Here is a 22,972-nt window from a genome sequence, read left to right as displayed (position 1 = left end):
GCGGTTGAGCCCGCCCGAATAGCTGTAGGCATCGGGATCGTTCTGCGAGAGCGTTTCGAGCTTGCGGATGTCGACCTTACCGACCAGCGACGAGATGTCCTGGTTGTTCTCGTCCCCCGGCTCGGTCTTGGCGATGCCGACCTGCTTGAGGATGGAGGGGAAGCGCTTGACGACCTTGAACTTGCGGATGTCGCCACCGTATTCCTCGAGGCGCTTGACGGCCCAAGGGGACATGATCTTCTGCGTGAAGCGGCGCGGGATGCCGTACTGCTGTTCCAGCAACGGACCGTCTTCGTCATTGCTGAACAGGCCCAGCGGCGACTCGTTGACCGGTGAGCCTTTGAGCGCGTAGAACGGCACCTGCTCCATCAGCTGCTTGAGCCGCTCGGCGATGGACGACTTGCCGCCGCCGACCGGACCGAGCAGGTACAGGATCTGCTTTTTTTCTTCCAGGCCCTGGGCCGCATGGCGGAAGTGCGACACCACCTGCTCGATCGGCTCTTCCAGACCGTAGAAGTCTTTGAACGCCGGATAGATGCGGATGACCTTGTTGCCAAAGATCCGCGAGAGCCGCGAATCGTGCCGCGTGTCGACCATTTCGGGTTCGCCGATCGCGGCCAGCATGCGTTCGGCAGCTGTCGCGTACGACAAGGGCTCGCGCTTGCACAAGTCGAGGTACTCCTCGATCGACAGCTCCTCCTCGCGCGTCTTTTCGAACCGCGTGAGGAAATTGCGGACCACGTCCATGAAGCCTCCTTCGTTTACGAGTGCAGCGGCCAGCGCGGCAGTTTCAATGTACTCCAGCGGTCTCCTGCAGGTGCAACGCGCCATGTAGGTGGAGCGCCGACTTCACTGTAGGTGAACGGTAGATAAAAACAAGGCCCGGTAAGTTTCTAGGGGGAAACACTGCGGGGCGCGAACGACAGTGCGACAGCTGCGGAAAACATTGTGTAAATCCGCACCGCACCGACAGTCGCCACGCAGAATGCAAGAGGCGCGCCATGTCATTGCGTGCGCGTGACCTTCTTCAGGTGCGGTGGGCTGTCGGGGTCGTTGCCGACCGCACGCGCCAGTGCTTCCACCATCGGATAGAAGCTCTGGATCGCGCTCACCGGGTCCAGTTCCTCGGCCGGGCTCTGCACGATGCGCAATGTCGCGCCCGGCGTGCCCTCCGGTGCGGCCAGCAGCACGCGCGCACCACGCTTGCGCATGGCCTGCGCCAGTTCGAGCAGGCCCGCCTGGGCCGGCCCGCGCGGCGCGAAGATGAGCAGCGGGTAGCCGTCGGCTATGAGCGCCATCGGTCCGTGCTGGATTTCGGCGCCGGAAAAAGCCTCGGCCTGGATGCCGCAGGTCTCCTTGAACTTGAGCGCCGCTTCCAGCGCCACCGGCAGACCCAGGCCGCGTCCGATGACGAACAGCCGGTCGGCATCACGCAGCGCCTCCACCGCCTGCGACCAGTCCGCGCGGGCGGCCTCCTCGAGCGCCTGCGGCAACCCCAGCAGCGCCTCGCGCAGTTGCGCATCGTCCTGCCAGGCAGCGGCCAGCCGCGCGCCGGCAACGAGTTGCGCGATGAAGCTCTTGGTGGCCGCAACGCTCGCTTCTTCCCCCGCATGCAGCGGGAACAGCCATTCGGCGGCGCGCGCCAGCGGCGACGCCGGGTCGTTGACGAAGGCGCAGGTGAGGGCCCCGCCTTGCCGGAAGTAATCGGTCGGTCCGACCAGGTCGGGGCTCTGGCCAGACTGCGAGAACGCGAACGACGCCAGTCCTTCGCAGCGGATGCGCGACTGGTACAGCGTCACCAGCGACATCGGCATCGAGGTGACGAGCCGGCCCATGCGCGCCATGACGAGGTAGGCGGCATAGTGCGCCGCGTGATCTGAACTGCCGCGCGCGACGGTCAGCAGCGTCGCCGGCGGCTGCGCCCGCAGCCGCGCGCCGAAAGCGGCCCACTGGTCCTGGTCCCGCTGCAGCTGGCAGGCCACGGCGGCGGGCGCTTGCCGCGCCTCAGTCAGCATGCGCGACATGGATCGCTTCTCCTTGCAGGATGACCTGCCGCACCCGCAGCGCGGCGTCGAGCACCACCACGTCGGCCCAGGCGCCTGGCTGCAGGCGGCCGCGGTCGGTCAGACCCAGGAAGTCGGCGGCGTGGGTGGCGACGCGACGCGACGCATCGCGCAGGTCCAGGCCGACCACGTCGACCAGGTTGCGCAAGGCGCGGTCCATGGTGAGCGTGGAGCCGGCCAGCGTGCCGTCGGCCAGCCGCACGCCGCCCAGGCACTTGGTCACCGGCTGCCGGCCGAGTCTGTACTCGCCGTCCGGCATGCCGGTGGCGGCGGTGGAATCGGTGACGCAGTACAGGCAGGGAATGCTGCGCAGCGCCACCCTGATCGCGCCGGGGTGGACGTGCAGCAGGTCGGGAATGATCTCCGCGTACTGCGCGTGCGCCAGCGCCGCGCCCACCATGCCCGGCGCGCGGTGGTGCAGCGGCGTCATGGCGTTGAACAGATGGGTGAAGCCGCGGGCGCCCCGCGCCAGCGCCTGCACGCCGTCGTCGTAGCTGCCGCTGGTGTGGCCGACCTGCACGCGATAGCCGGCGGCGCACAGCGCCTCGATGGCGTCCAGGTTGCCCTGCACTTCCGGCGCCAGCGTCAGCAGGCGCACCGGTGCCAGTGCCGCCAGCCGCCGCAGTTCGTCCAGCGACACCGGGCGTGCGTAGCCGGGCTGGGCACCGAGCCTGGTGGGATTGATGTACGGGCCCTCCAGGTGCACGCCGAGCACGCGCGCGGCGCCCGGCGCGCCATCGCGGCACAGGTCACCGAGTCCGGCCAGCGCGGCCTCGAGGTCTTCGAACGGCGCCGTCATGGTGGTGGCCAGCAGCGCGGTGGTGCCGTGCTGCGCATGCCGCCGCGCGACCTCGAGAGCGGCAGCGCCGCCTTCCATCACGTCGCGACCGCCGCCGCCATGCACGTGCAGGTCGATGAAGCCGGGCAGCAGCAACGGCGCCTGGCCGGCGCGCGCCTGCGCTTGGCTGACCGGCTCGCCTTCGATGGTGCCGATGCGCCCATGCGCATCCAGGTGCAGCTTGCCCTGCACGAACCCGTCCGGCGTGAGAATGCAGCCGGCCAGCGTGCGCGTCACGCGTTCTCCTTCGTTGCTTGCCGCTCCAGCCTGGCAGCCAGTGCCAGCGCACCGGCGGCGGCGCCTTCCCTTGCCGGCACCAGCCGGCCGCGCAGCGCCGGGCGCATGCGGGGTGCCAGCCGCTCGCCGATGCTGCCGCTGGCGGCCAGCGGCAACCGGCCGCGGGGGTCGATCGCAAGCGCCAGGTCTTCCAGCGCCTCGGTGGCGCGCTGCAGCAAGGCGGCGGCGACGGGATCCGCCGCCTCGGTGTCGAACACCAGCCGCGCCAGCTGCGCGAACTCGAACTGGCGCGCGCCGTCGCACCAGGACTGCAAGGCTTCGCGCTCGGCGCCGCATTGCATCCAGACATGCCGCGCCAGCGCGCTCACGTTGGCGCGCCGGTCCAGCGCTGCCTGGGCGTGCCGCATCGCGTGCAGCCCCAGCCAGGCGCCGCTGCCTTCGTCAGCCACCGGAAAACCCCATCCACCGACTGTAGCGCGGCTGCCGTCCGCGCGCAGCGCTTCGGCGATGCTGCCGCTGCCGGCGATCAGGATGGCGCCGGGCTGGGCGCCGTGCGCGCCCAGCAGCATGGCAAAGGAATCGGTCTCGGCCGCCAGGCGGGCAAAGCCGGGGTCGGCGGCCAGGAAGCTGTCGCGCAACGGCGCGTGGCTGACCCCGCTGAGCCCCGCGGCCAGGGTGCAGCGGCTCCATGGCGGCACCGCCAGGCCGGCGTCGGCAAAAGCCGCACGCACCGCCGCCTCGATGTTGCGCCAGGCCTGGGCCAGGCCCTGGCCCAGCGCCGACGGCCCGGCCTGGCCCTTGCCCAGCACCGGCCCGCCCTTGCGCCGCAGCAGTGCCCGGGTGCCGCTGCCGCCGCCGTCCACGCCGATGAGGTAGTCTGCCATCCAGCCTTTCTTGCCAGCCGTTTTCCCATGTTGGACCCTGCGGACCTGGCGCAGTTGCAGGAGAAGCGGGCGGGCCGCGCGGCGATTGGCCACTAGCCCGCGTCGGACGGCGCCGCTAAGCTTGGGGATGCCCGTCCCGTTGCTCTTCCATTTCGACTTCATCTCCCCTTACGGCTACTTCGCCAGCCTGCGCATCGAGGACATGGCGGCGCGGCACGGCCGCGAGGTCGACTGGCGACCGATGCTGCTGGGCGTGGCGGTGCTCAAGGTGATGGGCCTGAAGCCCTTGCTGGACACGCCGCTGAAGGGCGACTACGTGCGCCGCGACGTGCACCGGTATGCGCGCCGGCACGGCGTCCCGCTGGGGCGCAGCCTGGACGCGTCGATCGGCAACCCGTTGCCGGCGGCACGCGGCTTCTACTGGGTGCGGCGCCATCACCCCCATTTGCAGGCGGCGATGGCGCATGCGATCTACCACGCGTTCTGGGCCCAGGGCCGGGACCTGTCGACGCCCGAGGCGCTGGCCGCGATCGACCTGCCGCCAGGGCTGGCCGCCGCCGCGCTGGCCGAAGGCGCCGCCAGTGAGGAAGCGGCCAGCATGCTGCGCAGCGCCGTCGCTTCCGCCACGGCGGCCGGCGTGTTCGGCTCGCCGATGGTGGTCGTCGACGGCGAGCCGTTCTGGGGAGTGGATCGGCTGGACGAGGCGGAAGACTGGCTGGCGCGGGGCGGTTGGTGAAGTGATCGCTACGCTTTGAAACGAAACACCGTCCGCACCGCAATCGCCCCGAGCGCGCGCCGCATCTTTTCTTCCAGCGCCGCATCTGGCGCCGCCTGCACCGTCACCTCGGCCAGCGGCGCCGCGCCCTGCTCGCGCGCGGTCACGGCCAGCTGCGTGCCGGGTGCGGCGGCGGCCAGCACCTCGGCCAGCTTCAGCTCGATCAGCCGCAGCCGCAAGGCCGGCTTGAAGATCTTGCCGACGGCGCTGGTCGGCATCGCCTCCAGCACCAGCACCCGCCTGGGCACGGCGGGCCGCTCGTAGACTTGCGGCGTCACTTGCGCCAGCAACGCCGCGCCGCTGACGCTGACGCCGGGCATGAGCGTGACGAAGGCCGCCGGCACCTCGCCGGCATGCGAATCCGGCTCGCCGACCACGGCGCACAGCGCCACCGCCGGATGCGCCAGGAAAGCGTCTTCCACCAGGCCCGGATCGATGTTGTGCGAGCCGCGGATGATCACGTCCTTGGCGCGACCGGTCACGTGCAGGTAGCCCACCGCGTCCAGGTGGCCCAGGTCGCCCGAGACCAGCCAGCCGTCGCGCTCGAACATGCCCGCATCGCGCGCCGCGTCGGTGTAGCCGGGCCCGATGTGCGGCCCGCGCAGCACGATCACGCCGGTGGCGCCCGGCCCGCAGTCCTCCGCCAGCTGCGCCGCGCCGTCGCGCCAGGGCACCACCCGCACTTCGGTGTACGGCAGCCGCAGGCCGGCCGAGCCCGGCACCCGTGGCGCGTGCAACGGTTCGATGGACACCAGCCCGGCGCACTCGGTCATGCCCAGGATGTTGCGCACCGCGATGCCGACGCCGGCCTCGAAGCGCGCTGCCAGCTCGGTCGGCAGCGGCGAGCCGCCGGTATACGCCACCTGCACCCGCGAGATGTCGGCATCCACCGGCGTGTTGCAAAGGCCGGCCAGGATGGTCGGCACCGCCGCCAGCGCGGTGACGCCCTCGCGTTCGCAGAACTTCCAGTAGTTGCGCAGGAAGGCAGCGTTGCGCATCCCGGTGACGGTCGGCAGCACCTGGCAGCCGCCGATCGCCAGCACCGCCAGCCCGTAGACGAAGGCGCCGGCCACGTGAAACAGCGGAAAGCCGTTGATCTCCACCGTGTGCTCGTCGAAGCCGTAGAAGCGGTGCGCGAACCACGAGGTGTGCGCCTCGTTGCCGTGCGTGTGCTGCACCAGCTTGGGCGCGCCGGTGGTGCCGCCGGTGTGGAACAGCGCGGCGATGCGGTCCGGCGTCAGTTGCGGATCGAAGGTGAGCGTGGCCGGCTCGGCCTGCAGCAAGGCCTCGAAGGAGCCTGCCGCAGGAGCCGCAGTGGCATCGATGCGCAGCACCCGCCGCGCCTCGATACCGGGCACCCTCTGCAGCGTAGCCCAGACGTCGAGTTCGGCGTTCGGCCCCAGCGCCACCACCACCCTGGCGCCGCTCGCCTCCAGCAGCGAGGCGATGTGGTCAGACTGCAGCATGAAGTTGATCGGGCAGGCGCGGCCCGCAACCTGCGCGCCCCACAGCGCGTAGTGCGTGGCAGGGATGTTGGGCCCCAAAATGGCGACGGCGTCGTCGGATCCCACGCCCAGGTCGCGAAACAGGTTGGCGGCGCGGTTCACGTTGGCCAGCAACTCGGCGTAGGTCACCGGCCGCGGCGCCGTCCTCAGCTCGCCGTCCGGCAGGTAAACGAAGGCCTTGCGGCCTGGAAAGCGCGCCGCCGCGCCGGCGATCAGGGCGTAGGTGCTGCGCCCGGGGATCGCCTGGTCATACGGCGTGCGCTCCAGCGCTTCGATGTCGGCAAGGCCGCCGATGAAGGCGGCGGCGCTCATGCCGCGATGGGGGGACTGGCGACTGCCGGCTGGTCCAGCCCGAGCAGCCGCACGGCATTGCCCTTGAGGATGCCGGGCATCACCTCGGGCTTGAAACCGGCCTCCTCGAAGTCCTTCATCCAGCGCTCCGGCGTGATCAGCGGGAAATCGCTGCCGAACAGGATGCGGTCCTTGAGCAGCGTGTTGGCGTACTGCACCAGTTGCTTGGGAAAGTACTTCGGGCTCCAGCCCGACAGGTCGATCCAGACGTTGGGCTTGTGGGTGGCCACCGACAGCGCCTCGTCCTGCCAGGGAAAGCTGGGGTGCGCCATCACGATCTGCATGTCGGGGAAGTCGATCGCCACGTCGTCCAGGTGCATCGGGTTGCTGTACTCCAGCCGCAGCCCGCCGCCGCAGCGCATGCCCGAGCCGATGCCGCTGTGGCCGGTGTGGAAGATCGCCGGCATCTTGTGCGCGTTGATCACCTCGTAGATCGGCCAGGCCATCTTGTCGTACGGGTGGTAGCCCTGCACCGTCGGATGGAACTTGAAGCCCTTGACGCCTTCTTCCCTGATCAGCCGCTCGGCCTCGCGCGCGCCCATCTTTCCCTTGTGCGGGTCGATGCTGGCAAAGCACATCATCATGTCGCTGTTCTCGCGCGCGGCCTGGGCGATCTCCTCGTTGGGGATGCGGCGGCGGCCCAGCTTGGACTCGCTGTCCACGGTGAACATCACCAGCCCGATCTTGCGTTCGCGGTAGTAGGCGATGGTTTCGGGAATGGTGGGGCGGCGGCTGGAGCGGAAGTACTTGTCGGCGGCGCGGTCGTATTCCTCGCAGTAGTTGTCGAACGGGTTCCAGCAGCTGACTTCGGCGTGGGTGTGCACGTCGATCGCGATCAGGTTGGCGTGGTCCAAGGCTTGTCTCCGTCGGCTAGGCGACCTAGGGTAAGTCCTAGGCCACGGGTCTTGAATTGGTTATTGTTTATAACAAACAATACCGTCACACCGCAAATTCCCATGAGCACCCAAGACATCCAACTCGAGATCGACGGCGAAGTCGCCATCATCCGCCTGAACCGCGCCGCCAAGCGCAACGCCTTGAACGATGCGCTGGTGCTTTCCATCCGCGACACCTTCCAGTCGCTGCCGGCCACCGTGCGCGCCGCCGTGATCGACGGCGCGGGCGACCACTTCTGCGCCGGACTCGACCTGTCCGAGATCAAGGAGCGCGACGCCGGCGCCGGCCTGCACCACTCCCGCATGTGGCACACGGCGCTGGAGCAGGTGCAGTACGGCCCGGTTCCCGTCATCGCCGCGCTGCATGGCGCGGTGGTCGGCGGCGGGCTGGAGCTGGCCTCGGCCTGCCACATCCGCGTGGCCGACGAAACCACCTTCTACGCGCTGCCGGAAGGCTCGCGCGGCATCTTCGTGGGCGGCGGCGGCGCGGTGCGCATCCCGCGGCTGATCGGCGCGGCCCGCATGGCCGACATGATGCTGACCGGCCGCGTCTACAACGCCGAAGACGGCGAGAAGATCGGCATGGCACAGTACCTGGTGCCCGCCGGCCAGGCCTTCACCAAGGCGCTGGAGCTGGCCAGGCGCGTGGCGCAGAATGCGCCGCTGACCAACTACGCGCTGATGCACGCCCTGCCCCGCATCGCCGAGCAGCCGGCGGACCAGGGTTTCCTGACCGAGGCGCTGATGGCCGCCATCGCCCAGAGCGCGCCCGAGGCCAAGCAGCGCGTGCGCGACTTCCTCGAAGGCCGAGCCGGCAAGGTCAGCAAGGGATAGGCAAGCATGAGCAACACAGCCACCGACCCGGGCGTGCGCTACCGCCCCTTGCGCTTCGGCGTCACCCGCGCGGTGCTGCGCGACGGCGCCGGGGGCGTGCGCTACCTGCGCGCCGAGCAGCCGCTGGAGCCGTATGCAAGGCGGATCACTGACCGCTTCCTGCACTGGGTGGAAACCACGCCCGAGCGCAGCTTCATGGCCCGGCGCGAAAGGCTGGCCGACGGCAGCACCGGCGACTGGCAGCACATCAGCTACCGCCAGGCCATGGAAGCCGGCCGCGCGGTTGGCCAGGCGCTGCTGGACCGCGGGCTGGGTCCCGAACGCCCGGTGGCCATCCTGTGCGAGAACGGCCTGGAGCACGCGATGCTGGCCATCGGCTGCCTGATGGTCGGCGTTCCTTATTGCCCGGTGTCGCCGCCCTACGCCACCGTCAGCGTGGACTACGACAAGCTGCGCCACGTGCTGCAGACGATGACGCCCGGGCTGGTGTTCGTGCCCGACGTCGAGCGCTACGGCAAGGCCGTGCTCGCCACCGTGCCGACGGACGTCGAAGTGGTCGCCGTCGGCGGCCCCATCCCGGGCCGCAAGACGACGGCCTGGGACGACCTGCTCAAGACACGGCCCACACCCGCCGTCGAAGCCGCCATGGCGAAGACCGGCCCCGACACCATCACCAAGTTTCTGTTCACCTCGGGCTCGACCAAGCTGCCCAAGGCGGTGGTCAACACGCACGGAATGTGGTGCGCCAACCAGCAGCAGATGCGGCAGTCGATGCCGGTGCTGGCCGAGGAGCCGCCGGTGCTGGTCGACTGGCTGCCATGGAACCACACCTTCGGCGGCAACCACAACGTCGGCCTGGTGATCTACAACGGCGGCACGCTCTACATCGACGACGGCAAGCCGACACCGGCGCTGATGGGCGAGACGCTGCGCAACCTGCGCGAGATCGCCCCCACCGTCTACTTCAACGTGCCGACCGGCTTCGAAGCCATCGCCCACGCGATGAAGGCCGACCCGGTGCTGCGCCGGAACCTGCTGTCGCGGGTGCGCATGTTCTTCTATTCCGGCGCCGCGCTGGCCCAGCCGATCTGGGACTTGCTGGCCGAGGCGCAGGAAGCGGAGATCGGCGAGCGCATCGTGATGGGCACCGGCCTGGGCATGACCGAGTCGTCGCCCTTCGCCATCTTCGTGACCAGCCCCGACGTCAAGTCGGGCTACCTGGGCCTGCCCTGCCCGGGCATGGAGCTCAAGCTGGTGCCGGTCGACGGCAAGACCGAGGTCCGCTACAAGGGCCCGAACGTCACGCCCGGCTACTGGCGCAGCCCGGAATCCACGGCCGAAGCCTTCGACGAGGAAGGCTTCTTCTGCACCGGCGACGCCGTCCTCTGGATCGACGACAGCGACCCGCACAAGGGACTGAAGTTCGACGGCCGCATCGCCGAAGACTTCAAGCTGGCCACCGGCACCTTCGTCAGCGTCGGCCCGCTGCGCGCCAAGATCATCGCCGCCGGCGCGCCCTGGATCCAGGACGCGGTGCTGACCGGCATCAACCGCAAGGAAGTCGGCGCCCTGGTGTTTCCCGCGCCCGGCATCCGCAAGCTGGCCGGCCTGCCGGACAGCGCCTCGCTGCAGCAGGTGGTCGAGAGTGCCCCGGTGCAGGCCCACCTGCAGCAGGTGCTCGATGAACTGGCCGCGCAGGGCACAGGCAGCGCCAACCGCGTCGCCCGCCTGCACCTGATGCACGAGGCGCCGTCGATCGACAAGGGCGAGGTCACCGACAAGGGCTCGATCAACCAGCGCGCCGTGCTCAAGCACCGCGAGGCCATGGTGCAGGACTTCCACGAAGACCGCCTGCCGTTCACACTGCGGCCCACGAGGGCGCGCGCATGAAGATCGAAGCAATGGCCGCGCTGGTCACCGGCGGCGCCTCGGGGCTCGGTGAAGCGACGGCGCGCGAGCTGGCCCGCCTGGGCGCCAAGGTCGCGGTTCTGGACGTCAACCTGGAGCTGGCGCAAAAGGTCGCAGCCGAGATCAACGCGCAATATGGCGACGGCTGCGCCGTGGCCTGCAAGTGCGACATCACCGACACCGCCAGCGTCGAAGCCGCGCTGGCGCAGGCCGCCGCCGCCCACGGGCCGGCACGCATCCTGATGAACATCGCCGGCATCGGCTCGGCCAAGCGCATGGTGCAAAAGGACGGCAACGCCGCGCCGCTGGAAGACTTCGCCCGCGTGGTCAACATCAACCTGATCGGCACCTACAACGCCAGCCGGCTGTTCGCCGCCGCCTGCGCCCGGCTGGAGCCGCTGGAGGACAACGAGCGCGGCGTGATGCTGCTGACCGCCTCGGTCGCCGCCTTCGACGGCCAGGTGGGGCAGCAGGCCTACAGCGCCTCCAAGGCCGGCCTGGTGGGCATGACCTTGCCGATGGCGCGCGACCTGGCCCGGCATGGCATTCGCGTCTGCACCATCGCGCCCGGGCTGTTCGCCACGCCGCTGATGAAGCAGCTGCCCCAGGCGCTGCAGCAATCGCTGGCCGCCTCGATTCCCTTCCCGTCGCGCCTGGGCAAGCCAGAAGAATTCGCGCAGCTGGCCTGCCACGTCGTGACCAACACCCACCTGAACGGCGAGGTGATCCGCCTCGACGGCGCGTTGCGCATGGCGCCGCGCTGATCCGGTTTTTCCTTTCACCCCCTGGAGACAAGAAGATGAAACTCGCACGCACCCTCATCACGGCCGCTGTGGCTCTGGCCGCGGCCGGCGCCGCGCTGGCCGACATCAACATCGGCGTCAGCCTGTCGCTGACCGGCCCCGGCTCCGGCCTGGGCATCCCGATGCAGAACCAGTTCAAGCTGTTCCCCAAGGAAATCGGCGGCGAGAAGGTCAACCTGATCGTCCTGGATGACGCCTCGGATCCGGGCAAGGGCGTGAGCAACGCGCGCCGCTTCGTCACCCAAGACAAGGTCGACCTGATCATCGGCTCCTGCCTGACGCCCGTGGCCGGCGCCATGACGCCGGTGGCCACCGAAGCCAGGACGGTGCAGCTGGCCGCCTCGCCCGTCGGCGGCGACAGCCCGTGGCTGTTCCGCCTGCCGCAGGGCAACGAAGTCATGGCCCACGCCGTGGTGGAGCACATGAAGAAGCAGGGCATCAAGACCATCGGCTTCCTCGGCTACACCGACGCGTATGGTGAGCTGTGGCTCAAGGCGCTGGCGCCGCTGGCCGAGAAAGCCGGCATGAAGATCGTGGCCAGCGAGCGCTTCGCCCGCACCGACACCAGCGTGACGCCGCAGGCCCTGAAGATCACCTCCGCCAACCCCGACGCGATCCTGGTGGTTGCTTCCGGCTCCGGCGCGGCGATGCCGCAGCTGGCGCTGGCGGACCGCGGCTACAAGGGCAAGATCTACCAGACCCACGCCGCCGCCACCCAGGACCTGATGCGCATCGGCGGGACCAGGGTGGAAGGCACCTTCGTGGTGTCCGGCCCGGCGATGGTCGGCGAGCAGTTGCCCGACAACCATCCGTCCAAGAAGGTCGCGATGGACTTCTACTCCAGGTACGACAAGGCCTTCGGCGCGCCCAACCAGTTCGCCGGCCACAGCTACGACGCCGCGATCGCGCTGGAAAAGGCAGTGCCGATCGCGCTGAAGAAGGGCAAGCCGGGCACGCCGGAATTTCGCGCCGGCCTGCGTGAAGCCTTCGAGACGATGGGCCGCACGGTCTTCGCCCACGGCGTGATGAACTGGACCAAGGACGACCATTGGGGCTACACCAACGAAACGGGTGTGATGCTGAAGGTCGCCGGCGGCAAGTTCGTCGTCGAGAAATAAGCACAGCGCCTTCCTCCTTCCCCCAAAGGGGGAGGGAGCAAGAAAAAAACCCATGGACCTCTCCATCGCCAGCATCCTGGCGCTCGACGGCCTGACCAACGGCGCTGTCTACGCCCTGCTGGCCCTCGCCACCGTCCTGCTGTTCGCCGTCACCCGCGTGATCTTCATCCCGCAGGGTGAATTCGTCGCGTTCGGCGCCCTCACCCTCGCCTTGCTGCAGACCGGCAAGGTTCCGGGCACCGTCTGGTTCCTGCTGGTGCTGGCCGGCGCGGCCGCCGTGTCCGACGTTTTCACCGGCCTGCGCCGCCGCCAGCCCGCCGCGCGCATCGGCCTGCAGGTGCTGCGCACGCTGGCCGTGCCGGTGCTGGTTTCCGCCGTCGCCATCTGGGCCGCGCCCAAAGGCTTCCCGCTGGTGCTCCAGGCGCTGCTGACGCTGGCGCTGGTCACCCCGTTCGGCAACCTGATCTACCGGCTGGCTTACGAGTCGCTGGCCGACGCTTCTGTGCTGGTGCTGCTGATCGTCTCCGTCGGCGTCCACTTCGCCCTGGTCGGCCTGGGCCTGTTCTTTTTCGGCGCCGAAGGCTTTCGCAACCCCAGCTTCTGGGACGCGCGTTTTTCCAGCGGGGGCCTCACGCTGACCGGCCAGACCGTCATCATCTTCGGCGTCTCGCTGGCGCTGATCGTGCTTCTGTACCTGTTCTTCGAGCGCACGCTGGCCGGCAAGGCCCTGCGCGCCACCGCCGTCAACCGTGTCGGCGCCCGGCTGATGGGAATTTCCTCCAACAGCGCCGGCCGCCTGGCCTTCACCATGGCGGCCTTCATCGGCGCGCTGTCGGGCCTGCTGATCGGCCCGACCACCACCATCTTCTACGACAGCGGCTTCATCATCGGCCTGAAAGGTTTCGTCGCCGCCGTCTTCGCCGGACTGGCCAGCTACCCGCTGGCGCTGGTCGGCGCGCTGGCGGTCGGCCTGCTGGAAAGCTTCAGCTCGTTCTGGGCCAGCTCGTTCAAGGAAGTGATCGTGTTCTCGTCGATCCTGCCGGTGCTCTTGTGGCGGTCGCTGCGCGATCCGCACGGCGAGGAGCACTGAAATGACGACTCCCCTTCGCAGCGGCCGACGGCCGCCGCCCCCTCAGGCGGGCGATACCAGCGGCCCGGCAAAGCCGGTTCCGCGCTGTCCGCTGGAACAGACAACGAGCTCCCGCAGGCCACTGCAAGGTGCGCCGTCGAAATGAACACCATCAGAAAACTGGCCTTTCCCGCCTTCGCGCTGCTGATGCTGGCCCTGCCGGCGCTGCCGGTGCCCGACTTCTGGATCACCCAGAGCAACTACATCGGCCTGTATGCGCTGGTCTCGCTCGGCCTGGTGTTGCTGACCGGCGTGGCCGGCCTCACGTCGTTCGGCCAGGCCGCCTTCGTCGGCGTCGGCGCCTACACCGCCGCCTTCCTGGCGGTCAAGCTGTCCGCCTCGCCCTGGCTGGCGCTGTTGCTGGGCATCGGCCTGGCCGCCGGCGCCGCCATCGTGCTGGGCGCCATCACGCTGCGCATGTCCGGCCACTACCTGCCGCTGGCCACCATCGCCTGGGGCCTGGCGCTGAACTACACCATGGCCAACATGGAGTGGCTGGGCAAGTACGACGGCATCCTGGGCATCCCGACGCTCAAGATCCTGGGCCACGACCTGGGCACCGGGCGCGGCCTGCACGTGCTGATCTGGTTGTTTGCCTTGCTGGCGGCGCTGGCCTGCGTGCACCTGCTGGATTCGCGCCCCGGCCGCGCCATCCGCTCGCTCAAGAACGGCGCGACCATGGCCGAGGCGATGGGCATCTCCACCTTCCGCGCCAAGCTGACGGTGTTCGTGATCGCCGCCATCCTGGCCGCCATCTCCGGCTGGCTGTTCGCCTTCTTCCAGCGCACCGTCAGCCCCAGCCCGTTCTCGATCGCCAAGGGCATCGAGTACCTGTTCATGGTGGTGCTGGGCGGGGTCGGCCACGTGTGGGGCGCCTTCCTGGGCGCCGGCGTGGTCAAGCTGCTGGAAGACCAGCTGCAGGTGCTGCTGCCGCGGCTGATCGGCACCAGCGGCAGCTTCGAGACCATCGTCTTCGGCGTGATCCTGGTGGTCGTTCTCAAGTACGCGCCCGAGGGCCTGTGGAGCTTCGTGGCCCGCTGGATCCCGCGCGCCGACCGGGTGCGCGACTGGGAAGGCGCGCCGCCGCTGCCCGCGCGCGACAAGCCGGCCGCCGGCGAGCTGCTGCTGCAGGTGCAGGCGGTGCGCAAGGAGTTCGGCGGGCTGGTGGCGGTCAACGATGTGAGCTTCGAGCTGCGCGCCGGCGAGATTGTCGGCCTGATCGGCCCGAACGGCGCCGGCAAGTCGACCACCTTCAACCTGATCACCGGCGTGCTGGGGCTGACCTCCGGCCAGGTGCGCTATCGCGGCGAAGACATCACCGGCATGCCGTCGCGGGCCATCGCCCGGCGCGGCATCTCGCGCACCTTCCAGCACGTCAAGATGATCCCCGAGATGACGGTGCTGGAAAACGTGGCGCTGGGCGGCTACCTGCGTGGCAGCAGCGGCACGGTCAAGGCCATGCTGCGGCTGGACCGGGCCGAGGAGCGCGGCCTGTTCGCCGAAGCCGAGCGCCAGCTGGCGCGCATCGGCATGGCCGACCGCATGCACGAGATGGCCGGCAACCTGGCCCTCGGGCCGCAGCGGCTGATGGAGATCGCGCGCGCGCTGTGCACCGACCCGGCGCTGCTGCTGCTGGACGAGCCGGCGGCCGGCCTGCGCCACAAGGAAAAGCAGGCGCTGGGCAAGGTCCTGCGCCTGCTCAAGGGCGAAGGCATGAGCCTGCTGCTGGTGGAACACGACATGGACTTCGTGATGGGCCTGACCGACCGCATCGTGGTGATGGAATTCGGCACCCGCCTGATGGAGGGCACGCCGGCCGAAGTGCAGGCCAGCCCCGCGGTGCGCGCCGCCTACCTCGGAACGGAACACTAGAAAGCTGCGAATGAATTGCTCGCACCCGCGTGAGGCCGCCAAGTGACGGCTTCCCTCATCCAACACTCAGCCGCGGCCTCACCCGGGCACGATCAATCCACTCACAGCTTCCAATGGCCGACAACCTGCTCGAAGTGAGCGATCTGCACGCCGGCTACGGCCGCGCCGAGGTCCTCACCGGACTGAATTTCCAGCTGCCGCGCGGCCAGGTGGTGACGGTGATCGGTCCCAACGGCGCCGGCAAGTCCACCACCTTGAACGCGCTGATGGGTCTGCTGCCGTGCCGCGGCGTCGTGCGCTTCGACGGCGTCGACCTGGCCGGCCTCGAACTCGAGGAGCGCGTGATGCTGGGCCTGGCGCTGGTGCCGGAAAAGCGCGAGCTGTTCGGCACCATGCCGGTGGAAGACAACCTGGTGCTGGGGGGCTACCGCGCGATGAAGCTGCGCGTGCCCAACTGGAAGGGCGAGCTGGAGCGCGTCTACGCGCTGTTTCCGCGCCTGAAGGAGCGCCGCACGCAGCTGGCCGGCACCTTGTCTGGCGGCGAACGCCAGATGCTGGCGGTGGGCCGGGCGCTGATGTCGCGGCCCAAGCTGCTGATGCTGGACGAGCCCAGCCTGGGCCTGGCGCCGCTGGTGGTGCGCGACATCTTCCGCACCATCGACATGCTGCGCACGGCCGGCGTCAGCATCCTGCTGGTGGAGCAGAACGCCCGGGCCGCGCTGGAAGTGGCCGACTACGGCTACGTGCTGGAGACCGGCGAAATCGGCCTGCACGGCCCGGCACGGGACCTGGCCGGCGATGCCCGGGTGATCGAAACCTACCTGGGCGCGGCGCGCGGCACCGCGGCCTCTTGAAAAGCATGGCTGCCTACCGAGCGCCGGTCGACGACATCCGCTTTCTGCTGCTGCAGGTGCTGCGGGCACCAGACGCATTGCAGGCCGCGCCGGCCTTCGCCGAGGCCGACGCCGGACTGATCGTGCAGGTGCTGGAGGAAGCGGGCAAGTTCGTGGAACTGGCGGTGGCGCCGCTGCAGGCGGTGGGCGACACGCCCGGCTGCCGGCTGGTGGATGGCAACGTCGTCACGCCGCCCGGCTTCGCCAGCGCCTACCGCGCGTTCTGGCAGGCCGGCTGGCCGGCGCTGGCCTGCGCGCCTGAGGACGGCGGGCAAGGCCTGCCCTGGGTGCTGGAAGGCGTGCTGTACGAAATGCTCAGCGGGGCCAACCACGGCTGGACCATGGCGCCGGGGCTGCTGCACGGGGCCTACGAATGCCTCAAGCACCACGGCAGCGAGGAATTGAAGGCGCGCTACCTGGCCAAGGTCGCCAGCGGCGAGTGGCTGGCCACGATGTGCCTGACCGAGGCGCATGCGGGCAGCGACCTTGGCCTGGTCCGCACGCAGGCCGTGCCGCAGGCCGACGGCAGCCACCGCATCGCCGGCACCAAGATCTTCATCTCCGGCGGCGCGCACGACCTGACCGACAACATCGTCCACCTGGTGCTGGCGCGGGAACCCGGCGCGCCGCCCGGGCCCAAGGGGTTGTCGTTGTTCCTGGCGCCCAAGGTGCTGGCGGACGGCGCGCGCAACGCCGTCGTGTGCGAGCGCATCGAGGAGAAGATGGGCCTGCACGGCAGCCCGACCTGCGTGCTGCGCTTCGACCGCGCCACCGGCTGGCGCGTGGGCGAAGCCGGCCGCGGGCTGGCCGCGATGTTCGTGATGATGAATGCGGCCCGGCTGCACGTGGGCCTGCAAGGCATCGGCCTGCTGGAAGCTGCCTGGCAACTGGCGCACGCCTATGCGCAGGAGCGCACCCAGATGCGCGCCCCGGGCCCGCTGCGCGGTGACGGCGCGGCCGATCCGATCATCCGCCATCCGGCGGTGGGCCGCATCCTGGACACCGAGCGGGCCTGGATCGACGGGCTGCGGGTGCTGGCCTACCGCACCGGCATCGAGCTGGACCTGGCGCGGCACCATTCCGACGCCGAGCGCCGCCAGGCAGCGCAGCAATGGTGCAGCCTGGTCACGCCGGTGCTCAAGGCGGTCGCCACCGACGCCGGCTTCCACGGCGCCAGCCGCTGCCTGCAGGTGTTCGGCGGCCACGGCTACGTCAAGGAGTGGGGCATCGAGCAGATCGTGCGCGATTCCCGGATCGCGATGATCTACGAGGGCACCAACGAGATCCAGGCGATCGACCTGCTGGTGCGCAAGGTGCTGCCCGACGGCGGCGCCGCAGTGGGCGCGCTGCTGGATCGGCTGGCCGGCGAACTGCCCGGCGCCACGCCAGCCGACGCGCAGGTGCTGCGCCGCTTCGACGCCCTGCGCGCGGTGACGGCGCAGCTGGTCGCCGCGAGCGCCGGCGACCCGGTGCTGGCGTACGCGGCGGCCGACGACTACTTGCGCGCTGTCGGCCTGGCGCTGTTTGGCTGGGCCTGGCGCCTGGTGGAGGCGACGCCCGGCGCCGACGCCCCGCGCTGGAGCCGGCCCGCTGGTGCCGCCCGGTTGCGGGTGCTACCGGAATTCGAGATGCGCCTGCAGATCCTGCGCGCCCAGTGCGCGGCGCCGGGCCATTCCTCCACCGCGCCCGCCTGAACCGCATGGCCCACATTCGCCTGCCACGCCAGCCCCCCAGCACGCCGCGCCCCAGCCAGCTGGCGCCGACCGGGGAGGTCGACACCACCTTCCTGGAAAGCCTGCTGGGATACAACGCGCGCCGCGCCGCGCTGGCGGTGATCGAAGTCTTCCTGCAGCGCATGGCGCCGTTCCAGCTCAAGCCGGTGGACTTTTCGGTGCTGTCGCTGGTGGCCCACAACCCGGGCATCACCTCGCGCCAGCTGTGCACCACGCTGGGCATCCTGCCGCCCAACCTGGTGGGCATGGTCAACGCGCTGGAAAAGCGCGGACTCATCGTGCGCCAGCCGCATCCGCACGACGGCCGCGCGATGGGGCTGCACCTGACGCCGGGCGGCGGGAAGCTGGCGCGCAACGCCGAGAAGGTGGCGGCGGCGCTGGAGGCCGAAGTGGCCGGCCGGCTGAGCGCGTCCGAGCTGAAGACGCTGATGCGGCTGCTCAAGAAGGTGTACGAGCCGGGTTGAATCCGTCACCCCCGGCAGCGGCGGGGATCGAGCGCATTCGCAAGACGTCGCGTGCGGGCGCACCGGATTCCCGCCTGCGCGGAAAGGACGCGCCTCTTGCTATTGTTTGTGTAGCAGATGTTGCGTACACTGCCCCTGCCCGCAGGAGACCCGCGAATGAGTTCCAAGGAGAATGCCGCCATCCACCAGCTGCTGGCGCTGCTGGAGGCGCGCTATGCGATGCGGGTGCTGTGGGCGCTGCGCGACGGCCATCCGCAGACCTTCCGGCTGCTGCAGGACAGCGTGGGCGGCATCACCCCCAACACGCTCAACACGCGGATCAAGGAAATGCGCGAAGCCGGCCTGATGCAGCACAACGGCGACGGCTATAGTGTCACCGCCAGCGGCGTGGATCTGCTCAAGCGCCTGGGCGACCTGCAGCCGTTCGCCGCCCGCTGGACCGCCAGTCAAGCCAGAAAGAAACAGCCGTGATGGACTCGTTCCTGAAGGCGACGCTGCCCGCCGATGCGCAGCAAGCCGCGCTGGTCGGTCGGGCCTGGATCGAAGGCCAGGGCGCGGTGCTGGTGCGCGTGGACGGTGAATCATTGATCGACCTGTCGCGGCTGGCGCCGACTTGCAGCGCGCTGCTGGAGCTGCCCGACGTCGCTGCCGCCGTGCGGGCTCAGCGCGGCGAACGCGTGGCCGGGCTGCGGGAAGTGATCGCCAACAGCGCGCACGACCGCCGCGACACGACGCTGCCCTGGCTGCTGGCGCCGTGCGACCTGCAGGCCATCAAGGCAGCCGGCGTCACCTTCGTGGCCTCGATGCTCGAACGGGTGATCGAGGAGCAGGCGCGCGGCGACCCGACCCGCGCCGAGTCCGCGCGCCGCGCCGTGGTGGCCGTCATCGGCGACGACCTCGCCGCCATCCGGCCCGGCTCGCCGCAAGCGGCCAGGCTCAAGGAGGTGCTGCTCGAGCGCGGCCTGTGGTCCCAGTACCTGGAGGTCGGCATCGGCCCCGACGCCGAGATCTTCACCAAAAGCCAGCCGATGAGCGCCGTGGGCACCGGCGCCCAGGTGGGCATCCACCCCGGCAGCGCCTGGAACAACCCCGAGCCCGAAATCGTGCTGGCGGTCAACAGCCGCGGCGAGTCGGTGGGCGCCGCGTTGGGCAACGACGTCAACCTGCGCGACTTCGAAGGTCGCAGCGCGCTGCTGCTGGGCAAGGCCAAGGACAACAACGCCAGCTGCGCCATCGGCCCGTTCATCCGCCTGTTCGACACCGGCTTCGGCATGGACGCGGTCCGCCGCTGCGAGCTGGACATGCGCGTGGCCGGCCCGGACGGCTTCGACCTGCGCGGCGCCAGCAGCCTCTCGAAGATCAGCCGCGACCCGCTCGACCTGGTCGGGCAGGCCATCGGCCCGAATCATCAGTACCCCGACGGCTTCATGCTCTTTTTGGGGACCATGTTCGCCCCGACCCAGGACCGGCACGGCCCGGGCCAGGGGTTCACGCACATGGCCGGCGACCTGGTGGCCATTTCCACCCCGGTGCTGGGTACACTCGTCAACCGCGTCGAGACCTGCGACCGCATCCCGCCCTGGCGCTACGGCGCCGGCGCCCTGATGCGCGACCTGGGCCGCCGCGGCCTGACCTGAAACTCCTGAAAGAACAACATGATCACCACCCCCAGCGGCCTCCAGTACGAAGACGAACTCGTGGGCGGCGGCCCGGAAGCCAAGGCCGGCCAGGACGTGCGCGTGCACTACACCGGCTGGCTGTTCCAGAACGGCGTCCAGGGCGCCAAGTTCGACTCCAGCCGCGACCGCAAGGACCCGTTCGGGTTCTCGCTGGGCGCCGGCATGGTGATCAAGGGCTGGGACGAAGGCGTGGCCGGCATGAAGGTGGGCGGCAAGCGCACCCTGGTGATCCCGCCCGAGCTGGGTTACGGCGCCCGCGGCGCCGGCGGCGTGATCCCGCCGAACGCCACCTTGAAGTTCGACGTCGAACTGCTCGAGACGCGCTGAGCGTCCAACCCCCGGCCTTGTCGTCCGGCCGCGGAACTTTCCGTCGCGGCCGGCATCTCCGCGCTTGAAAAGCGCCGGGCTGCCCCAAGTTGCAGCCCGTCCCATCAGAACGCACGACCTGCCCGCCATGTCCGACAACGTCAACACCGACCACCAGAACGACCAGCCCGCGGCATCCGTCCCGCAGGCCCCTGCCGGCGTCATCGGCGCCGATCTGGGCGAACAGATCGCCGCCCTGCAGGCCAAGAACCAGGAGCTGGTCGACCAGTTCCTGCGGGCCCAGGCCGACATGCAGAACACCCGCCGCCGGGCCGAGGAGGAGATCGCCAAGGCCCGCAAGTTCGCGCTGGAAGGCTTCGCCGACAGCCTGCTGCCGGTCTGCGACAGCCTGGAAGCCAGCCTGGCCCACCTGGACGCCAGCCCGGAGGTGATCCGCGAAGGCGCCGCGGCGACGCTGCGCCAGCTCAAGCAGGCGCTCGAGCGCAACAAGGTGATCGAAGTCAACCCCGCCGCCGGCGCGAAGTTCGACCCCATGGTCCACCAGGCCATCTCGGTGGTGCCGGCCGAACAGGAGCCGAACACCGTCGTGGGCGTGCTGCAAAAGGGCTACGTGATCGCCGAGCGGGTGCTGCGCCCGGCCCTGGTGACCGTCGCGGCAGCCAAGCCTTGAATCCGTAACGGTTATCCACAAGTAGAACGCAACTGAATACGCGCACCGGCCGTTGCCGGGGAAGAGATTAGGAGAAACACATGGCGAAGATCATCGGCATCGACCTCGGCACCACCAACTCGTGCGTGGCGATCATGGAAGGCAACAACGTCAAGGTCATCGAGAACTCGGAAGGTGCCCGCACCACCCCCTCGATCGTGGCCTACCAGGAAGACGGCGAGATCCTCGTGGGGGCCTCGGCCAAGCGCCAGGCCGTGACCAACCCGCGCAACACGCTGTACGCGGTCAAGCGCCTGATCGGGCGCAAGTTCGCCGAGAAGGAAGTGCAAAAGGACATCGACCTGATGCCCTACTCGATCGTGGCCGCCGACAACGGCGACGCCTGGATCGAAGTGCGCGGCAAGAAGGTGTCGGCGCAGCAGGTCTCCGCCGACATCCTGCGCAAGATGAAGAAGACCGCCGAGGACTACCTGGGCGAGACCGTCACCGAAGCCGTGATCACGGTGCCAGCGTACTTCAACGACGCCCAGCGCCAGGCCACCAAGGACGCCGGCCGGATCGCCGGGCTGGACGTGAAGCGGATCATCAACGAGCCCACCGCCGCGGCGCTGGCCTTCGGCCTGGACAAGCACGCCAAGGGCGACCGCAAGATCGCCGTGTACGACCTGGGCGGCGGCACCTTCGACATCTCGATCATCGAGATCGCTGACGTCGACGGCGAAAAGCAGTTCGAGGTGCTGTCCACCAACGGCGACACCTTCCTGGGCGGCGAAGACTTCGACCAGCGCATCATCGACTACATCATCGCCGAGTTCAAGAAGGAACAGGGCGTCGACCTGGGCAAGGACGTGCTGGCGCTGCAGCGTCTGAAGGAAGCCGCCGAGAAGGCCAAGATCGAGCTGTCCAACAGCACGCAGACCGACATCAACCTGCCGTACGTCACGGCCGACGCCTCGGGCCCCAAGCACCTGAACATCAAGCTGTCGCGGGCCAAGCTCGAGTCGCTGGTGGACGAGTTGATCGCCCGCACCATCGAGCCATGCAAGATCGCCATCAAGGACGCCGGCGTGTCGGTCAGCGACATCCAGGACGTGATCCTGGTGGGCGGCATGTCCCGCATGCCCAAGGTGCAGGAGAAGGTCAAGGAGTTCTTCGGCAGGGAGCCGCGCAAGGACGTGAACCCCGACGAGGCCGTGGCCGTCGGCGCCGCCATCCAGGGCCAGGTGCTCTCGGGCGAGCGCAAGGACGTGCTGCTGCTGGACGTCACCCCGCTGTCGCTGGGCATCGAGACCCTGGGCGGCGTGATGACCAAGATGATCAAGAAGAACACCACGATCCCGACCAAGTTCGCGCAGACCTTCTCGACCGCCGACGACAACCAGCCGGCAGTCACGATCAAGGTGTTCCAGGGCGAGCGCGAGATCGCCACCGGCAACAAGCTGCTGGGCGAGTTCAACCTGGAAGGCATCCCGCCGTCGCCGCGCGGCCTGCCGCAGATCGAGGTCAGCTTCGACATCGACGCCAACGGCATCCTGCACGTGGGCGCCAAGGACAAGGGCACCGGCAAGGAAAACAAGATCACCATCAAGGCGAACTCGGGCCTGTCGGAAGCCGAGATCGAGAAGATGGTGAAGGACGCCGAGGTCAATGCCGCCGAGGACAAGAAGAAGCTGGAGCTCGTCACGGCCCGCAACCAGGGCGAGGCGCTGGTGCACAGCGTGCGCAAGAGCCTGACCGAGTACGGCGACAAGATCGACGCCGGCGAGCGCAGCAAGATCGAAGCGGCGGCCAAGGACCTGGAAGAGACGCTCAAGTCCGAGGACAAGGAGCAGATCGAAGCCAAGACCAACGCGCTGATGACGGCCAGCCAGAAGCTGGGCGAGCAGATGTACGCGGCGCAGCAGGCAGCCGGCAATGCGGCGCCCGGCGGCGATGCTTCCGGCGGCGGTGCATCGTCCGGTCCGGCCAATGACGACAACGTCGTCGACGCCGA

At 69.3% G+C, this 22,972-nt stretch carries 20 protein-coding genes and 1 pseudogene; 15 read left to right on the top strand and 6 right to left on the bottom strand.

The window, feature by feature from the left end:
• From JWP65_RS11850 to JWP65_RS11835, 4 genes and pseudogenes are all read right to left on the bottom strand, one after another.
• Positions 1-747 (bottom strand): annotated as a pseudogene (locus JWP65_RS11850) (PrkA family serine protein kinase); the annotation flags it as partial.
• Positions 748-1,004: 257 nt separating this feature from the next.
• Complete coding sequence (locus tag JWP65_RS11845; protein WP_299763929.1) at positions 1,005-2,015, bottom strand: SIS domain-containing protein; 1,011 nt, start codon at positions 2,013-2,015, stop codon at positions 1,005-1,007.
• Positions 2,005-3,138, bottom strand: coding sequence for an N-acetylglucosamine-6-phosphate deacetylase (gene nagA / locus JWP65_RS11840; RefSeq protein ID WP_299763927.1), 1,134 nt, complete (start codon positions 3,136-3,138; stop codon positions 2,005-2,007). The genes JWP65_RS11845 and nagA overlap by 11 nt, the downstream gene beginning before the upstream one ends.
• Entirely contained in the window at positions 3,135-4,022 is an 888-nt protein-coding gene (locus JWP65_RS11835) for a BadF/BadG/BcrA/BcrD ATPase family protein (protein WP_299763925.1), read from the bottom strand. Before JWP65_RS11835 ends, nagA begins: the two co-directional genes overlap by 4 nt.
• A 127-nt stretch (positions 4,023-4,149) precedes the next feature.
• On the opposite strand from JWP65_RS11835, the gene JWP65_RS11830 reads away from it, so the two are divergent.
• On the top strand, positions 4,150-4,758 hold the full coding sequence (locus JWP65_RS11830) for a 2-hydroxychromene-2-carboxylate isomerase (RefSeq protein WP_299763923.1): 609 nt from the start codon (positions 4,150-4,152) through the stop codon (positions 4,756-4,758).
• Between the two features lie 8 nt (positions 4,759-4,766).
• Here the strand turns inward: JWP65_RS11830 and JWP65_RS11825 are convergent, their stop codons facing one another.
• Both JWP65_RS11825 and JWP65_RS11820 read right to left on the bottom strand, forming a co-directional pair.
• A complete protein-coding gene (locus tag JWP65_RS11825; RefSeq protein ID WP_299763921.1) occupies positions 4,767-6,614 on the bottom strand; it encodes an AMP-binding protein in 1,848 nt (615 codons plus the stop codon).
• Positions 6,611-7,507, bottom strand: a complete 897-nt coding sequence (locus tag JWP65_RS11820) for an amidohydrolase family protein (RefSeq protein ID WP_299763918.1) — start codon at positions 7,505-7,507, stop codon at positions 6,611-6,613. The genes JWP65_RS11825 and JWP65_RS11820 overlap by 4 nt, the downstream gene beginning before the upstream one ends.
• A 102-nt stretch (positions 7,508-7,609) precedes the next feature.
• Here JWP65_RS11820 and JWP65_RS11815 point away from each other — a divergent pair, with 102 nt between their 5' ends.
• The 14 genes from JWP65_RS11815 to dnaK all read left to right on the top strand — a co-directional run.
• Complete coding sequence (locus JWP65_RS11815; protein ID WP_299763917.1) at positions 7,610-8,383, top strand: crotonase/enoyl-CoA hydratase family protein; 774 nt, start codon at positions 7,610-7,612, stop codon at positions 8,381-8,383.
• A gap of 6 nt (positions 8,384-8,389) precedes the next feature.
• The gene (locus tag JWP65_RS11810) at positions 8,390-10,273 is read left to right on the top strand and encodes a feruloyl-CoA synthase (protein ID WP_299763915.1); all 1,884 of its coding nucleotides are present in this window, start codon (positions 8,390-8,392) and stop codon (positions 10,271-10,273) included.
• The gene (locus JWP65_RS11805; protein ID WP_299763913.1) at positions 10,270-11,055 is read left to right on the top strand and encodes an SDR family NAD(P)-dependent oxidoreductase; all 786 of its coding nucleotides are present in this window, start codon (positions 10,270-10,272) and stop codon (positions 11,053-11,055) included. The genes JWP65_RS11810 and JWP65_RS11805 overlap by 4 nt, the downstream gene beginning before the upstream one ends.
• 35 nt (positions 11,056-11,090) lie before the next feature.
• Positions 11,091-12,212, top strand: a complete 1,122-nt coding sequence (locus JWP65_RS11800; protein ID WP_299763911.1) for an ABC transporter substrate-binding protein — start codon at positions 11,091-11,093, stop codon at positions 12,210-12,212.
• 52 nt (positions 12,213-12,264) lie between these two features.
• The gene (locus tag JWP65_RS11795) at positions 12,265-13,302 is read left to right on the top strand and encodes a branched-chain amino acid ABC transporter permease (protein WP_299763910.1); all 1,038 of its coding nucleotides are present in this window, start codon (positions 12,265-12,267) and stop codon (positions 13,300-13,302) included.
• A 141-nt stretch (positions 13,303-13,443) separates the two neighbouring features.
• Positions 13,444-15,213 carry a branched-chain amino acid ABC transporter ATP-binding protein/permease gene (locus JWP65_RS11790; RefSeq protein ID WP_299763908.1) on the top strand — a complete coding sequence of 590 codons (1,770 nt, stop codon included), beginning with the start codon at positions 13,444-13,446 and terminating at the stop codon, positions 15,211-15,213.
• Between the two features lie 113 nt (positions 15,214-15,326).
• The gene (locus JWP65_RS11785) at positions 15,327-16,067 is read left to right on the top strand and encodes an ABC transporter ATP-binding protein (protein ID WP_299763906.1); all 741 of its coding nucleotides are present in this window, start codon (positions 15,327-15,329) and stop codon (positions 16,065-16,067) included.
• Between the two features lie 5 nt (positions 16,068-16,072).
• A complete protein-coding gene (locus JWP65_RS11780) occupies positions 16,073-17,800 on the top strand; it encodes an acyl-CoA dehydrogenase (protein WP_299763904.1) in 1,728 nt (575 codons plus the stop codon).
• Between the two features lie 5 nt (positions 17,801-17,805).
• Positions 17,806-18,303 (top strand): MarR family winged helix-turn-helix transcriptional regulator, encoded by a 498-nt coding sequence (locus JWP65_RS11775; RefSeq protein ID WP_299763902.1) that lies wholly within the window; start codon positions 17,806-17,808, stop codon positions 18,301-18,303.
• Between the two features lie 156 nt (positions 18,304-18,459).
• Complete coding sequence (locus JWP65_RS11770; protein WP_299763900.1) at positions 18,460-18,774, top strand: helix-turn-helix domain-containing protein; 315 nt, start codon at positions 18,460-18,462, stop codon at positions 18,772-18,774.
• Entirely contained in the window at positions 18,774-19,940 is a 1,167-nt protein-coding gene (locus tag JWP65_RS11765; RefSeq protein WP_299763898.1) for a fumarylacetoacetate hydrolase family protein, read from the top strand. Before JWP65_RS11770 ends, JWP65_RS11765 begins: the two co-directional genes overlap by 1 nt.
• 18 nt (positions 19,941-19,958) lie before the next feature.
• Positions 19,959-20,309 (top strand): FKBP-type peptidyl-prolyl cis-trans isomerase, encoded by a 351-nt coding sequence (locus JWP65_RS11760; protein WP_299763896.1) that lies wholly within the window; start codon positions 19,959-19,961, stop codon positions 20,307-20,309.
• Positions 20,310-20,436: 127 nt separating this feature from the next.
• Complete coding sequence (gene grpE, locus JWP65_RS11755) at positions 20,437-20,979, top strand: nucleotide exchange factor GrpE (protein WP_299763894.1); 543 nt, start codon at positions 20,437-20,439, stop codon at positions 20,977-20,979.
• Positions 20,980-21,059: 80 nt separating this feature from the next.
• The coding region (dnaK, locus tag JWP65_RS11750) for a molecular chaperone DnaK (protein WP_299763892.1) at positions 21,060-22,972 on the top strand (1,913 nt) is incomplete at its 3' end.

Source organism: Ramlibacter sp., from assembly GCF_028292805.1.
Taxonomy (GTDB): domain Bacteria; phylum Pseudomonadota; class Gammaproteobacteria; order Burkholderiales; family Burkholderiaceae_C; genus Ramlibacter.
The sequence above is the reverse complement of the archived record's forward strand: the minus strand, read 5'-3'. Positions and strand labels throughout refer to the sequence as shown.

Bases quoted from the DNA above. Each gene is read 5' to 3' on its own strand.
- JWP65_RS11845 (WP_299763929.1), bottom strand. From the start codon at position 2,015: ATGCTGACTGAGGCGCGGCAAGCGCCCGCCGCCGTGGCCTGCCAGCTG.
- JWP65_RS11835 (WP_299763925.1), bottom strand. From the start codon at position 4,022: ATGGCAGACTACCTCATCGGCGTGGACGGCGGCGGCAGCGGCACCCGG.
- JWP65_RS11830 (WP_299763923.1), top strand. From the start codon at position 4,150: ATGCCCGTCCCGTTGCTCTTCCATTTCGACTTCATCTCCCCTTACGGC.
- JWP65_RS11825 (WP_299763921.1), bottom strand. From the start codon at position 6,614: ATGAGCGCCGCCGCCTTCATCGGCGGCCTTGCCGACATCGAAGCGCTG.
- JWP65_RS11815 (WP_299763917.1), top strand. From the start codon at position 7,610: ATGAGCACCCAAGACATCCAACTCGAGATCGACGGCGAAGTCGCCATC.
- JWP65_RS11810 (WP_299763915.1), top strand. From the start codon at position 8,390: ATGAGCAACACAGCCACCGACCCGGGCGTGCGCTACCGCCCCTTGCGC.
- JWP65_RS11805 (WP_299763913.1), top strand. From the start codon at position 10,270: ATGAAGATCGAAGCAATGGCCGCGCTGGTCACCGGCGGCGCCTCGGGG.
- JWP65_RS11800 (WP_299763911.1), top strand. From the start codon at position 11,091: ATGAAACTCGCACGCACCCTCATCACGGCCGCTGTGGCTCTGGCCGCG.
- JWP65_RS11795 (WP_299763910.1), top strand. From the start codon at position 12,265: ATGGACCTCTCCATCGCCAGCATCCTGGCGCTCGACGGCCTGACCAAC.
- JWP65_RS11790 (WP_299763908.1), top strand. From the start codon at position 13,444: ATGAACACCATCAGAAAACTGGCCTTTCCCGCCTTCGCGCTGCTGATG.
- JWP65_RS11785 (WP_299763906.1), top strand. From the start codon at position 15,327: ATGGCCGACAACCTGCTCGAAGTGAGCGATCTGCACGCCGGCTACGGC.
- JWP65_RS11780 (WP_299763904.1), top strand. From the start codon at position 16,073: ATGGCTGCCTACCGAGCGCCGGTCGACGACATCCGCTTTCTGCTGCTG.
- JWP65_RS11775 (WP_299763902.1), top strand. From the start codon at position 17,806: ATGGCCCACATTCGCCTGCCACGCCAGCCCCCCAGCACGCCGCGCCCC.
- JWP65_RS11770 (WP_299763900.1), top strand. From the start codon at position 18,460: ATGAGTTCCAAGGAGAATGCCGCCATCCACCAGCTGCTGGCGCTGCTG.
- JWP65_RS11765 (WP_299763898.1), top strand. From the start codon at position 18,774: ATGGACTCGTTCCTGAAGGCGACGCTGCCCGCCGATGCGCAGCAAGCC.
- JWP65_RS11760 (WP_299763896.1), top strand. From the start codon at position 19,959: ATGATCACCACCCCCAGCGGCCTCCAGTACGAAGACGAACTCGTGGGC.
- grpE (WP_299763894.1), top strand. From the start codon at position 20,437: ATGTCCGACAACGTCAACACCGACCACCAGAACGACCAGCCCGCGGCA.